The sequence below is a fragment of the Sphaerochaeta sp. S2 genome, assembly GCF_016406725.1.
Classification (GTDB): Bacteria; Spirochaetota; Spirochaetia; order Sphaerochaetales; family Sphaerochaetaceae; genus Sphaerochaeta.
Genome location: NZ_JAEKNT010000098.1, coordinates 1 through 14428, shown reverse-complemented (window position 1 = coordinate 14428; position 14428 = coordinate 1). Strand labels below are relative to the sequence as shown.

General features: G+C 47.9%; 15 protein-coding genes. 6 read left to right on the top strand and 9 right to left on the bottom strand.

From position 1 onward, the window contains the following. The 5 genes from JF818_RS02910 to JF818_RS02890 form a co-directional block, all read right to left on the bottom strand. A partial coding sequence (locus JF818_RS02910; protein ID WP_198890488.1) for a PAS domain S-box protein occupies positions 1-1875 on the bottom strand: 1875 nt, incomplete at its 3' end. A gap of 70 nt (positions 1876-1945) precedes the next feature. Continuing rightward, positions 1946-2287 (bottom strand): hypothetical protein, encoded by a 342-nt coding sequence (locus JF818_RS02905; RefSeq protein ID WP_198890487.1) that lies wholly within the window; start codon positions 2285-2287, stop codon positions 1946-1948. 9 nt (positions 2288-2296) lie between these two features. Then, positions 2297-3508 (bottom strand): cation:proton antiporter, encoded by a 1212-nt coding sequence (locus JF818_RS02900; protein ID WP_198890486.1) that lies wholly within the window; start codon positions 3506-3508, stop codon positions 2297-2299. A 9-nt stretch (positions 3509-3517) separates the two neighbouring features. After that, a complete protein-coding gene (locus JF818_RS02895; RefSeq protein WP_198890485.1) occupies positions 3518-3964 on the bottom strand; it encodes a PTS sugar transporter subunit IIA in 447 nt (148 codons plus the stop codon). Positions 3965-4160: 196 nt separating this feature from the next. Then, positions 4161-4586, bottom strand: coding sequence for a C-GCAxxG-C-C family protein (locus JF818_RS02890; protein ID WP_198890484.1), 426 nt, complete (start codon positions 4584-4586; stop codon positions 4161-4163). Between the two features lie 92 nt (positions 4587-4678). On the opposite strand from JF818_RS02890, the gene JF818_RS02885 reads away from it, so the two are divergent. Continuing rightward, positions 4679-6019: an MATE family efflux transporter gene (locus JF818_RS02885; RefSeq protein ID WP_198890483.1), complete on the top strand. Its 1341-nt coding sequence runs from the start codon at positions 4679-4681 to the stop codon at positions 6017-6019. 28 nt (positions 6020-6047) lie between these two features. Further along, positions 6048-6653 carry a hypothetical protein gene (locus tag JF818_RS02880; protein ID WP_198890482.1) on the top strand — a complete coding sequence of 202 codons (606 nt, stop codon included), beginning with the start codon at positions 6048-6050 and terminating at the stop codon, positions 6651-6653. On the opposite strand, the gene JF818_RS02875 is transcribed toward JF818_RS02880, so the two are convergent. From JF818_RS02875 to JF818_RS02865, 3 genes are all read right to left on the bottom strand, one after another. Continuing rightward, a complete protein-coding gene (locus tag JF818_RS02875; protein ID WP_233065824.1) occupies positions 6645-7223 on the bottom strand; it encodes a DUF523 domain-containing protein in 579 nt (192 codons plus the stop codon). The genes JF818_RS02880 and JF818_RS02875 overlap by 9 nt on opposite strands. Positions 7224-7307: 84 nt before the next feature. Further along, a complete protein-coding gene (locus JF818_RS02870; RefSeq protein WP_198890481.1) occupies positions 7308-8024 on the bottom strand; it encodes a creatininase family protein in 717 nt (238 codons plus the stop codon). Positions 8025-8028: 4 nt separating this feature from the next. Beyond that, positions 8029-9126: a GGDEF domain-containing protein gene (locus JF818_RS02865; protein ID WP_198890480.1), complete on the bottom strand. Its 1098-nt coding sequence runs from the start codon at positions 9124-9126 to the stop codon at positions 8029-8031. A gap of 95 nt (positions 9127-9221) precedes the next feature. Here JF818_RS02865 and JF818_RS02860 point away from each other — a divergent pair, with 95 nt between their 5' ends. The 4 genes from JF818_RS02860 to JF818_RS02845 are packed head-to-tail and all read left to right on the top strand — an operon-like array spanning position 9222 to position 13850. After that, complete coding sequence (locus tag JF818_RS02860; protein WP_198890479.1) at positions 9222-10526, top strand: RluA family pseudouridine synthase; 1305 nt, start codon at positions 9222-9224, stop codon at positions 10524-10526. A gap of 48 nt (positions 10527-10574) precedes the next feature. Beyond that, positions 10575-11366 (top strand): NYN domain-containing protein, encoded by a 792-nt coding sequence (locus JF818_RS02855; protein ID WP_198890478.1) that lies wholly within the window; start codon positions 10575-10577, stop codon positions 11364-11366. Between the two features lie 24 nt (positions 11367-11390). Continuing rightward, positions 11391-13064 (top strand): GGDEF domain-containing protein, encoded by a 1674-nt coding sequence (locus JF818_RS02850; RefSeq protein ID WP_198890477.1) that lies wholly within the window; start codon positions 11391-11393, stop codon positions 13062-13064. 42 nt (positions 13065-13106) lie between these two features. After that, positions 13107-13850 carry a hypothetical protein gene (locus JF818_RS02845; RefSeq protein WP_198890476.1) on the top strand — a complete coding sequence of 248 codons (744 nt, stop codon included), beginning with the start codon at positions 13107-13109 and terminating at the stop codon, positions 13848-13850. A 44-nt stretch (positions 13851-13894) separates the two neighbouring features. Here the strand turns inward: JF818_RS02845 and JF818_RS02840 are convergent. Continuing rightward, the coding region (locus JF818_RS02840) for a pyruvate kinase alpha/beta domain-containing protein (RefSeq protein ID WP_233065819.1) at positions 13895-14428 on the bottom strand (534 nt) is incomplete at its 5' end.

Here is a 14428-nt window from a genome sequence, read left to right as displayed (position 1 = left end):
GAACTGCAAAGGCGGGATCACATCCATATCCGCGCACTTCATTCGCGCCAAAGCCTCAAACCCACAGATACCTCCGGTCCGCATATCTATGATGGGTTGGTATTGCAGGAATAAGCAGTCTGGGCTCTTTCCCGAGACTATCCTTGAAAGAAGTGCAGAGAGTGTTGCTTCCCGCTGGACCTCTATTTCCATACTCTCATCAAAGAAACAGGCCTCTGCCTCTCCATCATAGAGAGCAACGGAACGTTGGGAGGCTATCAAGATATTTCTGAGCAACTGATCTACGTTTTCTTGATTGGACTCATCAATCTCCAGAACTCCCAATCCATAGGGAATTCTTTCAAGAGATACAATATATTCCAAGGTACTTTCAATCTTCTTGCAAAGCATCAAAAGGTTCTGTCTCTCATCATAGGACCTAAGATAGAACACAAATCGATACTCATGGGTAATACACAATACAGCAAGTTCGTTGCAGAGGATACTCAAGCCCTCTGCTACTTTCTTCATGATATCCTGGCTGTATTGGTAGCCATAGGCAATACTCTTTGCATTCAGTACACCCAGATTGATCGAGATGATGGCTCGTTTGGCTCTCTTCCTTGCCTTGATATCCTGACGCAACAGTTGCTCAAGGTATCTTCGATTGTACAATCCGGTCCACAGGTCATGTACATCCCGATAAGCAAGATTCTGCTCCATGAGTTTCCTGTCAGTGATATCGAGGATGATCCCTTCCAGGGCTTCTATATCACCATCATCGGTAAAGGCTGCCTGTCCCATCTCCCAAACCCATTTACGGGTTCCTTGGGCGGTAAGTATCTCATACTCCAACTCAAAAGGCTTATTCTCATGTATTGCCCACTTCCATTCGCTGTAGACTTTCTGTCGATAGGAGAGCACAATCACATCATTGTAAGAAATATCACGGTTGTTTATCAGCTGGTCAGGGGTATAGCCTGTTAATGTTTCACATCCTGCCGAGACATACAACATGGTCCAATGAGCATCGTAACGGGATCGATATGCCATTCCAGGCAAGTGTGAGAGCAGTGCTGATTTACTGCGTTCACTCTCTGCAAGCAGTCGTTCAGCTTCTTTTCGTTTCGTAATATCCTGCATAAGACAGATATGGGCAAAGAGTCGGCTGTCACTTGCTTGCAAGGGAGCCACCGTCATCTCTACCCAGACGATTGAACCATCTGGACGAATAAACCGTTTCTCCAAGCTGTAGTCTTCCAGCTCACCTTGCTTCAGCCGCTTGAAATACTCCAGCTCTCTAGGCAGATCATCAGGATGGGTGATTGTTGTCCAGCCAATCCTAAGGACCTCTTCCATGCTTCTCCCCGTAATTTTCTCATACATGGGATTAACATCGAACTGTTCCCTACCGGGTTCAACCCCCAGGTCAACCCGATGAGAAATGGAAATACCAATAGGAGCTTGGTAGAATATGGCATTGAACAGGTGTGCCTGCTCCTGTAAATTTTGTTGCTTTGAATCTTCATCCTGCTTCAACACCGCCCTCTCGAGGATTTCTCTCAGTTGTGTTTCTTGCAGGGGTTTTGTCAAGATCGTCACGATATCCAGGTCAAATACCCGTTTCTTCTGCTGGAGTAGATGCGGCTCACCAAGAACAATGATTTTCAGGGGCTCCTGCTGTGACCTGTAGACCAACGTGTGGAGCAATTGGAGGCTCTGTAGATATGAGCGCTCTATATCAATCATCACCAGGTCAATGGAAGCATGTTGCTCCAGCAGGTGAAGCGCCTCATTGCTGTTTTCTGATGCAAGCACCTGGATACGCCCAACTATCTTTCTCACCAGAGAAAGATCTTCTTCGTTGAGCTGGACGGCGAGCAGTTGGGTTAACAAATGGGGCTCCCTGTTCACAGATTCTTATACATATCCTAGAGGAGAATGTACTATTTTACAATGAGAAGCTTCAGAGAAGACCGCTTGATTGGTCAAAGCAATAAGAAACAGGAAGGACCATGAGGGAAAGAATATCCTCTCGCTTCACAGGGATTCCTCCTGCCTCAAGATTGGTAAGCAACTCCTTGGCAAGATCAGGTGAAGCCAATGGAGCAAGAATCACCAACTGCTCTCCTTCCATCTCACTCCTGCTGTGTAGAAACCCGGTGAATAGACTGAACTCGCTCTCAAGACTCCGATCCATGCTTTTGGCATCGAACACGGAGGCTTTGGTGATCCCGACACTTTGCATTGCCAGAAACACATCCTCCTTATAATCCAGTTGCGAGAGCACCATAAGCAATAGATTCATCATTTCCTCCTAGATCTGCTCATTCGTTTCGCCCGCCTTGCGTAGTGCCAACCGTGTCAGCAAGGGTCCTACGACCTCAGTTATGATTGTGGTAAACAACAGCACATTGATGATCATGCTCGCTAGTTGCTGACCTGTCTCCCCGAAAGCTGGGGCTGAGAAGGTCTTGTTGATCGCCAATGCAAGAGCCAAGGCAACCCCGACCTGCGGCAAGAGAGAGAACCCGATCAGAAATCGCACCTTCTTCGGTGCGCGTCCAACCAAGGCTCCAAAGGTAGCTCCCCCGACCTTCCCGATACTTCTTGCTGCAAAGTAGAATAGGCCAAGCATTCCAATCTGTGTAATCAAGGAGACATCAAGATGAGCTCCCCCAAGTATAAAGAAGGCAACCAGAAACACAGGACTGAAAGAGGAAACAACCGTCTCACTCTTCTTGCTCAATACAGCCGAGCTATTCACGATGGTCATTCCGAAAGCCATAATTGAAAGTAGCTCAGAGACACCAAGCAACTCACAGACTCCCAACAACAGGAAAAGGAAGGCGGCAAGCAGCAACATCACCCAATCGTTATTTCTCCTTCCTCGTAGAAGCAAGATATACAGTACCCCGGAAACAGCACCAAGCCCGAGTGCAATTGCAACAGAGAGCAAGGCTGAAGCTACCATTGGCCCGATTGCGAGAGAACTCCCGAGCAGGTTGGAACTGACAAAGCTCTCCACAAAGACATAGATAATGAGTGCAAACGCATCATCTATACCCACCACTGCCAAGATGGTTGAGGTCAAAACTCCTTTTGCCTTGTACTGCTTAATGACAGCAACTGTTGCCGCAGGGGCTGTTGCCGATGCTACTGATCCAAGCAGTAGTGCAGTATTGAGATTGGTCTTGAATACATAGAACAAGCCAAAGAAAACAACAAGGAATGCTCCAATGCATTCGAAGGTTACGATGGTTATGATGCTCCTTCCCAGCCGCCTGATCACATCAATCTTGAGCTCAATTCCGATCATGAATGCGATCAGGGCAAGAGCAATGGAGGAGAGAGGGGATAAGATATCCAATACTTGAGTAGAGAGGAGATTCACCAAGGAGCCACCGAGTAATACACCGAGCAGGACATAGCCGGTGACTTCAGGGATTTTCAGGGTTGTCGTGAGTACCTTACTGCCATACCCCGCTGCAAAAATTGCAGCAAGATAGAGAAACAGATGGAATTCCATTTTGCAATCCTACAGGTCGGCAAATGCATCGAGCACAGCCTGGGGGGTCTTTGCCGCCATGAGTGCTTTCCTGCGTTCAGGGTTCTTGATCACCAAGGTGATCTTGGAAAGGATCATGAGATAATCGGTCTGTCGGTCGGAAGGCCCCCCGATCATGAAAACCAGACGTACCGGTTTCTTGTCCAAGGAATCCCAAGGGACATCATGGTCCAATACTGCAGCAAGGACGAAAAATTCCTTGATACCGTTCAACTTTGCATGAGGAATGGCAACCTGTAGACCGATACCCGTGCTCATGATTGCTTCACGATCAAGGATAGCTTCAGTAAAAGCTTCTCCACTGGAGACATATTCACTTTCAGCCGCTTTTTCTGCCATGGTTGTAAGTATCTGGTTCTTATGAGTTTCCTTGAGGAACAAAACGGAAGATTCAGTAAGATAATCGAGTATACGCATTGACACCTCTCCTACGTACAAAAAAGCATAGAAGCTTGCTGAAGGTTTGTAAAGTGAAGGATAAAAACGATGCGAAATTTGTATACTATTGAAAAAAAATTCTATTTTATTATTATATAAATAATTAACCATTATTCTATCGAGCTTTTTAATGATATAATTACAGATCTCCTAAGATTCGGCTCCCCGCATACCCCTACTTGTCACTGTTACACATGATGAATTGATAGGCAAATGCGATTGACTCAATAGTTAGGTTCTCACAAAGATGTGGAGGATCTTCCCCTGAAAATCCTCCAGGCCGTAGATTCCTGCAGAGGAGCGAGCCAAACCGATTGCGATAGTTTTCAGCAAAGGTATAGGCAAGACAGACAACATCCTTCTCATTCCAACCTCTCTCCAGAAAATATATACCAAAAAACATCACAGCACCTGAGGCCAACCCACACTGATCCCCGTGGCCGCCACAACCATGCAAGGCAACAGCACTCTGGAGTGTTTGTGGTGCGATGGTTTGATCGAGCAGTTCGGAAAGTACAAGAAGCATTGTCCTTGCACAGTTGGTATCTGACCCGTAGTACAGTTCATGTACCATGGTGCTGATTGTGGAATAGGTATTCATATGCACATCCTAGAATAGCACTGTTCACAAGGCAAGATGAGCTGTAGTTCTGCTTGCAAGAACTACAGGGATGGACTAGAGTACTAGGCCATATGGCAACGCATACGAAGCTTATGACAAGCGGCTCGATCCAAAAAAACCTTATTGCCTTTGCAATCCCAATTTTCCTCGGGAACTTGTTTCAACAGCTGTACCACACAACTGATACCTTGGTGGTGGGGAACCTTGTCGGAAAAGAGGCTTTGGCTGCCATTACCTCAATCACCAGCCTTATCATGCTCTTGGTAGGACTCTTCCAGGGTATTTTTGTAGGAGCGGGCGTGGTAATCTCCACAGCATTCGGAAAAGGAGACCATGAAGGAGTCAGGAAGGCTGTCCATACCACCATTGCCCTCAGTTTGCTCACCAGTGCACTGTTGACCGTCCTCGGCTACTTCTTTGCACCGGTGGTCCTTCACTGGATGAGAACTCCCCAGAGCGTATTCACTGACGCACAAACCTATCTCCGGATTTTCTTCTTGGGTATCTCCACCCTGATCTTCTACAACACTGCAAGCGGAATCCTCCAAGCAGTGGGTGACAGCAGACATCCACTCTATTTTCTTATCATTGCTGCAATCCTGAACATCACCCTCGACCTGATTTTCGTCGGCGTACTGGGTATGGGCATTGAGGGGACCGCCTATGCTACCATCATTGCACAAGGAGTAAGTGCTACTCTCAGCTTCCGTTTATTACTTACAACTCCTTCAATTGTGAGGGTGCATATCCCTTCCATCAGTATTCACAAAGGATACCTCAAGCAGATTCTTACCTTCGGCATTCCTTCCGGCATCCAGAATTCGGTAACCAGCTTTGCAAATGTCATCCTCCAATCCTCAATCAACCTCTTTGGAGCCTCAGCCATGGCGGGTAATGGAGCCTTTATGCGTGTCCAAGGCTTTGCCTTTATCCCAATCACGGCCTTTGCCTTGGCTCTTACCACCTTCACAGGACAGAACCTGGGAGCCAGGGAATATGACCGAGTAAAGAAGGGAGCACGCTTTGGGGTGTTGTTTGCCATGATCCTTGCAGAGACCATAGGACTTGGTATGCTCTTGGGTGCAGAACCATTGATGAGACTGTTCAGCCAAGACCCCGAAGTTATCGCAATGGGGGTCTCGAAAGCCAACATATCCAGCCTTTTCCTTTGGGCGCTTGCGCTCAGTCATGCAATGAGCGGCATCTACCGTGGAGCAGGGAAGGCAATCGTCCCTATGGCAGTTATGCTTGCCATCTGGTGTATCTTCCGTATCATCTTCATTTCAACCGGGCTCTGGCTCTTCATGGATATCAGGGTCATCTTCTGGGCATATCCTGTTACCTGGACGCTCAGTTCCATTATCTTTGTCATCTATTACTTTAGGGTCGACTGGATGCACCAAACAGATTAGACTTACATGTGATAAGGAGGAGACCGGCATGGATACCATTACCAAACAACTGGCACAGATTCGGTGCATCCCGATGGTCAAACAGGGCAGAGAGGACCAGGCAGAATCATTGGTCAAGGCACTGCGTGCAAGTGACCTACGTGCTGCAAACATTTCCCAGCAGATGAATGGGGGGCTTGCCTTGCTGCGCCGATTGGCCCAGGAAGAGGACCTTCTCATCGGAGCAGGCAATGTCCAGACGTTAGACGAGGCAAAAGCAGCAATAGAAGCAGGAGCTGCCTTCATATTCTCCCCTCTTTTCAATGAGCAGATGGTGGAATTTTGCCAACAAGTGGGAAAGCCAATTTATGCGGTCACCACCCAGGCATCGGTAGCAAAGGCGTGGAATCTCAAGACATTGGGTTGTTATCCTGTGGAGGAGCTTGGTGGACTACCGTTCATCAACACCCTGGGAGGACAGGAAGGTCTTACATTCATCGTAGCGGGGCATATCAATGAAGAGATGACAGCCACATACCTTGAAAATCCACACGTACTTGCCATGACAGGAAGTTGGATGCTTAAGGCGACGGACTGGGAAGCAACCACAGCTGCACTTAAACGTGCAAAGAAATTCTCTCTCCCCTCAGCCTAACAGGGCTTCAGGGTGAGATGAGCTGTTGATCATAAACCCCTTTGACTCCAAGAGCGAAGCGAAGATACCTTTGCCGGGAATAAGTATGCCACTGAAGGTTCCATCATAGACCACCCCGTATCCACAGGATGGGCTGCGGTCCATCAGGAGTGCCCGCTTACACCCACTCTCCTCAGCAATTTCCAAGGCACGCTGAGCTCCTCGTAAAAAGGCCTCAGTACAGTCATCTCCCTCTCGGCTCATCACCCTGCCATCCAGCAGTTCAGAGGGGGAACGAGGGGTTTGCAAGCCACCCAAGACTTCCGGACATACCCCAATGAGGGTATAGCGTTCTTCCAGCATTACTGCCTGGGGAAAGGGGACTGAGGATCCATCATATCTGCATTGCCTGCCAAGCAAGCATGCGCTGACCACAATTGGTATTTTTTTCATGGGCCAAGCATACCATACAACCAAGATATGGCTGAACCCTTCCAAGCCTTGAAGTCCCTTACGATACGGCTCTTCAACCTGGATGGCATACCCATCCCCTGCACATACATTTCCAATTATGGTACATGAAATATTCATTTTCATTCCTCCTGCCCCAAAGGATTACAGAAGGGAAGCTTCAATGACATTGCAAAAGGGAAAGCAACCCTTACAAAACCGGAATCAGAGCCCCAACTCCTGGAGTTTCTGACCTATCGCATTCACCGTTGTTTCAAGGATATACTCCCCGTAGGCAGCACTAGAGAGCCTTGGATCCTCACCTTTCACCCCAAGAGGCCAGGTATCCTGCTCCAGGATTGCAAGATTCACCAACTCAGGGTGAAGCGCCATCATCGTAGAAGTCTCACAGCGCCCCGCATGATCGCCCAAAGCCAGATACGTTTCTGGTGGGAAATCATTGATGGCAGAGAGCAGAATAATGTCATACTGTTTTTCCCACTGACTGGCCAACTCTGCCCAGGCCTTTCTGGAGGGGCCATGCCCATCAGCAATCAAGCAGATAAACCCTGCCCGTTTGGCCTGGGCAATCTGTGCTTCAAGCATCTGGAGAAACAATCCCTTGGGAACCCAGTAACAACTCCCTGGAAGCTTCTGATGGGGTTTTGTAGCCTCGCTTGAGTCCATCCCAATCAGGCTCTTTCCATCCCCTGCATCGGTAATCCTATCTGGACCAAGATAAAAAGGCGGGAACACAATGCCTCCAAAACGCCTCGCTGCCCTGATAAACAAACCTTCAGCCTGTAGTGCATCCGCACCCAAGACATTCTGCAGCCCATGCCACTCAAGGGTTCCCAGGGGAATGTATCCCACGGGATGCTCTGCCAGCCTCTGTTCAAATTGAGGAACACTGAGATAGGCATACTGTACATGCGGGTCCATCAGGCTACCTCCGTCCTTGTTTCATCTTTTCCTTGGTATCATACATATTGTTATCTGCTGCTACATAGGTATTGAATAGATTTCCACCACAGGATTCACACCACGACCATCCAATTGCCAGAGAAAGCGGCACGGGCCCAGTTTTATTGTACAGCTTTATCTGGCTCTCAAGCAGGGACAATGATCGTTCAACCTCCAGAGGCTCCTCCTTGGTGCTGATCACAGCAAACTCATCACCACCGATACGATACGCTTTCCCCACTCCGCGAAAACAACGTTCCAACAAACCACCGGCATGCACCAATAGGTCATCTCCACAGGTATGACCATAGGTATCGTTTGCCTTTTTCAGTTCATTGACATCACACACCACAATGGTGGCAGGTCCCTTGCATACTCTCTGCAAATCTGAGAGATCCCTCATAAACATTAATCGATTTCTCAGACCAGTAAGCACATCAAACGAATAATACTGCTCTTGTGAGAAGAGATAGAACAACAACAAGGAGAGTGCAATACCGGGCCAGAGTGTCAAGATCGGGGGGAAAACAATCTGGATGGCAGCCCCTATAATCGGGGTTGCTAGGATAAAAAGCAAAAGCGGGCGGTCTGAAGCCTCGTATGCCCGCAGCGTCTTGACCAGATAGACAATACACAGTCCGTAGTAGAACAACATATTGAGTGTTGCCAGTGCAAAGATCGGCCCCCTGCGATACACGTTCATGGCATCCACGTAGAAATACCAACCATTGAAATAACTGAGAATACTCAACAGTCCATTGATGGAAAAGGGAAGAAACAACCACTTACTTCTCTGTTGGTACTTTGTATGGGAAATATACCTGAACAGAAAATAGCAGACTATAGGAGACAGCCCAAAACCAAGGACATTGGTGATACGGTGGGGAGCAATCTGGGAGGAAACACCGATATCATCAACCTGGTAAGCGAACAACTCGGTCCCTATGACTATAAGCAGGGTAACAGCAGAGAGAATATACCAACGATTATTTGGCTTGCTCTGCAAACTGCGGGAAGCCAGAGCTATGGCAAAAATCAGAAGCACCACAGACAGTACATCCAACTCAAGTGTCGCGTTCATAGGCCCTCTCTTGCATCCATGATGCCATAGCACATGCTATTTGCCTAGGGTAGACCTTGCATCTAAAGCAGTACTTTCGTACCATCAAAGATGCGATGAACCCACCACTGCCAGAATACCCAGCACACACCTATGCCCTGCACCTCCAGCAACTTCTACTAAAAAACGGGGTAGTAGATTTTGAAGGAGAAGGGAAAGTACCCATCGATGGGTTCTTCCTGCCAGGAGGGGGGGCAATGTTCGGTGTGTTGGTTACACGTGACCAGAACGGAAATGAGGTACTGTTGAAAGCATTTTCAGGTAGTTGCATGGGACATCTGAACCTTCCTGGTTGGGTTGACCACTTGGTTGATGAGGAGTCATACCACGAATACCTTCGCATGTTTGATGCCCCGATCAAGGAAATAGGTAGGCTTGCTGAGGCAGCCTCCTCTGAACATGAACGCCGATTACATCTTAATACTCGCTCAGAGCTTTCCCGCAGGGCTCTCTCCTATTATCGAGAGCTTTACAGCATAGCCACGATTGAGGGTAAGCGAGTCCGTCTGGAATCCATCTTCCCCGGAGGGAATGCCCCTACAGGGAGTGGGGACTGCTGTGCCATCAAGCTTCTCCAGTATGCGTTTACCCACCAATTGCATCCTATCAGCATGGCTGAATTCTTTTTTGGGGCTCCTACCAAAGATAAGGGGAGAAGCCATCTCAGCTTCTATGGCCCTTGTGATGAGAAATGCAAACCAATTCTCCATGTCATGCTTACCCTGGATATCATCTACCAAGATTCGCATATCATCATTGTGAACAAGGATGCAGGACTGCTTTCAGTTCCAGGGAGAGGACCACAGAAATGTGATAGCGTGGAAACCCGCCTCAGGAGGCTGATGCCGAATATCCCCTTGCAGTGTGCTGTCCATAGACTCGATATGGATACCTCCGGATTGCTCATCCTGGCAAAAGACAAGGAAACACATAAAAGGATGAACAAGCAGTTCAGCGAAAAACAAGTAAGCAAGAGCTATGTGGCACTTCTAGAGGGAGTTGTCAGGCAAGAAAAGGGAGAGATCAGCCTTCCCTTCCGCCTCGATGTCGATCATCGCCCTCTCCAGATATATGATGAGCAGCAAGGAAAATGGGGGATCACATGCTTCCAGAGAGTCCGAGTCGAGAGAAGAAGCGATGGATCACTTGCAACTAGAGTGATCTTCCTTCCCCTGACAGGACGAACCCACCAGCTCAGGGTGCACAGTGCTCATGAGAAAGGTCTTGGACACCCGATCAAAGGTGACCGTCTGTATGGAAGCGGGATATCAGACCGCCTTTATCTTCACGCAAAGACACTCTCCTTCCATCATCCGATAACCGGAGTGTGGATGGAGTTCTCTACAGAAGACCCTTTTTAATACTTTCTTGTACCCCTAAGGTGTTGTATAGTAACAAACGGAGGGTCTATGCGGAGAAAAAACAATGCTATTTACATTGACTTGGAGAATATCCCTTCGGCTCTGGATCTCAAGCCGCTCTTCGAAGAACTGACACTGAAACACAATGATTCCCCTGAAGAAGAGAATATATTTGTCATCAAGATGGCCTGTGGGAATTCTGCTTCCATAAAGAAAATGGAAAAGCAGTTGGCTGAATACAACTTCACCATCAGGGATACCCCTTCCATCACCACAAACTACAAGAACCGTGCTGACTTGATCATCAGCCTTGAAGCATTGGAAACCATCATCGTAAATACCCCTGTCATTGACCGCTATGTCTTCATTACCAGCGACAGCGATTTCACGGTCATCATGGAAGCACTTCGCAAATATGGCAAGGAAGTCTATCTGGTTACCAAGGAGATGGTGAGCGACAAGCCCATCTTCAACAACTGCTGCGATGAAATCCTGATCATTGAATCATTCATGAACAAACCAAAAACAGAAGAACCGAAGGAAAGTGGTCCACCAAAGGCAAAGAAAGCAGATAAACCTGCTGAGATCAACCATACAAAGAAGATGGACAAGCAAGTGGAAACACTCATGAGGCGGGTGGTGGACTCCTTCGATCCAGACAGCTGGCAATTGGTAAGTTATGTAGGGGTTAAGTTCCATCAGATGGACAAGAGCCGGATGATTGAACGAAGCAGCTACCACAGTCTTGGGAATCTGCTCTCTAAACTGGAGAAAGAGAAGTATATCGAGCGTAAACTCAACGAGAAGGGACATCCGGAAATTCGGAGAATCTCGAACTAGAAACCAACAAGAAGAGGAATCCGAATGGCTGCTTTCTCACGTGAAAACCATATTCAGAGAATTGTGCTTGCCTTGGTCCTGATTGTATTCGTTATGGCTCTCTACTATGATTCGTTCCTCCAGACTGAACCGCTCTCCGGTGGGAAAGTGACAGCATGGGATGAACTATGGACCATCAACATCGATGGACAGACATTTGCTGAAGATGTCTCGCTTCCCTACTCACTGCAGAAGCCTGTCAAAAACAAGGTAATCTCGCTTCACCATACCATTCCCTCACAACTGCCGGCTGAGCAAAGAACCATTGCATTCAACTCCAGCATGGCAAGTGTCTTGGTGGAGGTGAACAATGAACCAATTTACCGTTTTAAGGGGCCTGAGAGAGGATGGGCGATTCCTGTTTTTGGAGGAACCTACACCCATTTCATCCGCCTCGAGGAATCATACCTTGGAGGCGATTTGAGCATTACTTTCGGCTACACATCCAATAACTCCTTTGCTGGTCATTTCAAGCCAGTCTACATTGGGAGCAAGACCGATTTGTTGTTTCACGAACTAGGAGAGTGGCCTTCCCTCTTCTATGGATTCTCACTTCTCTTGATTGGCCTGTTGGTGGTTCTTTTTTCCCTCTCCATCCAGACAGATGAAGAGAGAAAGAGTTTTTTCTACTTTGGCATGGTACTGCTTGCTCTCGGCGGGTGGGTTTTCAGCCAGACCCCCAGCAAATTCATACTCTTCAGGAACCCCGCACTCCCGATGAATCTCAGTTTTGCTGCACTTTTCCTGCTACCCCTCTTCCTGGTCAATTACATCATCCACTCCTACCCGGTGGGAAAGTGGGCTTCGCCATTCTTGTATATCTCACATTTTTTTGCTTCCCTCTATATTCTGGGAGGGGCACTCCAACTCTTCGCCATTATGCAGTACACCGATCTGCTGCTCCCCTGTGGGCTGTTTCTAGCACTCTTTCTACTCTCTCTGTTTGTGCTCTTGATAATTGAGTATTATCGGGGAAACCAGGACCTGCAATCCTTCCTGATTGCAATGGGGTTTTTGCTTTCATCTATTGTTGCTGAAGTGATCCTGCTCATGCTTGGTATTTCCCTCGATAGTGCCGTTATCCTTCATTTTGGTATGGCGGCCTCGGCGGTCGTGCTTTTCTGGCGCAGTGTCACCTTGATGAGGATCAAAACAAAGTCGATCTGCAAAGAACAGCTCCTACTCAGCCTTGCCTACAGTGATGCACTGACAGAGGTAGGAAACCGGGCAGCCTATGACAGGGAGGTCTCCCGGATCCAGGCATCAAAGGACAAGCATGTACTGGGAATCCTTATGATGGATATCAATGACCTGAAGAAGATCAATGACACTCAAGGGTATACCCAAGGAGACATGATCTTGAGGGACTTTGCACATCGCGTACAAAAGATTCTCCCATCCCGTGCAAAGGTTTTCCGCTATGGTGGTGATGAGTTCATCGCACTGATCAGCGATGTATCAGAAGAAGAAATACAGAAGATGGCAGAACGGGTACTCTCCCACTTCTCCTTTGGCAATAAACTCCACTACCATGTAGCGGTAGGATTTGACCGATACATTCCCAAGAGAAAAGACCGATTCCACCAGTGTGTCGGTCGTGCTGATGAAGCCATGTATGCCTGCAAGCATTCCATGAAACAATCATCTTCAGCTACTTGACCTAGCATCAATCTAGAGGCACCCTGTTCCTAGGAGGCTTCTATGAAAAGAACACTGCTTCTCTCCCTACTTATGATGTGTCTTGTGCCGATATTTGGCAGTACAACCTTGGGCGGAAGTTCGGGTTATATTGTCGTACCAAGTGCTGATGTTGCTCCCAGTAAGGTAAACAGCTCAGTCAGTACTGCATATTCAGCAACCATCACAAGTGACAGGGTTATCCACATACCCTCAATTCTCTTGTCATTTTCAGACGCTGTTGAAACCAGTTTTGCTGTTGATATCGGGAATGACATAGACCTCCTGCTCAGCGGAAAATGGAGATTTGCAAACAGAGAGTCCACAAGTTTTGCTGCAGGAATTCTTGCCCAAGTGAGCGGGGTGTCAGAAAAGAATGATTTTTCTGCCCAACTATATGCAGCCTCTACATTCGAGAGCTCAATCATGGATTTCCCCTCAAAGACAACACTTCGCCTTGGCTACACCTTCAAGAAATCCATGGACAGCAATATTGACTTTGCCCTTGGTTTCCAAACACCATTCTTTCCTGAGGTATTCAAGGATAAAGTGGATTTCCTTCTGGACTTCGGCAATGTCAGTTACAGCACCACCCCGTCTGCAGGGAATGCTGGAGATAGAGGATTGGTCAACGTTGCACTGAGACTACTCCCCATTGAATTCCTTACCGACACCTACTTTGGACTCGATATACGAGCGCTTGATCTGTTCGACCATAAGGGTAGAGCACTGAGTATCGGTGCCACAATTTCATTCAGACCACAGTGATTTTGAAGGAAGGCCAGTGCTTTATGCACCGGCCTTCTCATTCATTATTCAATCTCTACAACCTTGATCATATTGGTCTTACCACTACTGCCTACAGGAACCCCGGCAGTAATTACCACGGCATCTCCCTGCTTCACCATTCCCTGTTTTATCAGATATTCTGGTGCGTATGCCAACAACTCATCCACACTTGCTAGTTGGTCAATGAGAATTGGGGTGACCCCCCAGCTCAAGGCAAGGTAGGTCACCACCTCCGGTAAGGGAGAAAAAGCAATAATGGGAACCGAGGGGCGGAATTTGGCTATCAATCGTGCTGTAGAGCCTGTTTGGGTGAAGCATGCAATAAAGGTTGCCCCTACCGAGAGGGAAAGCTCACGAGTGGCAAGTCCCACAGCCTCGGTCGTTGTGATCTTTCGATCTGGATCCAACATACTGATTTGATTGAAGACCTGTTTCTGGAATACATCACTCCGCTCAGCAAGACTGGCAATCCGACTCATCGTGGTCACCGCTTGCAAAGGGTACTCACCTGCTGCAGTCTCCCCACTGAGCATAACGGCACTCGTACCATCCAACAC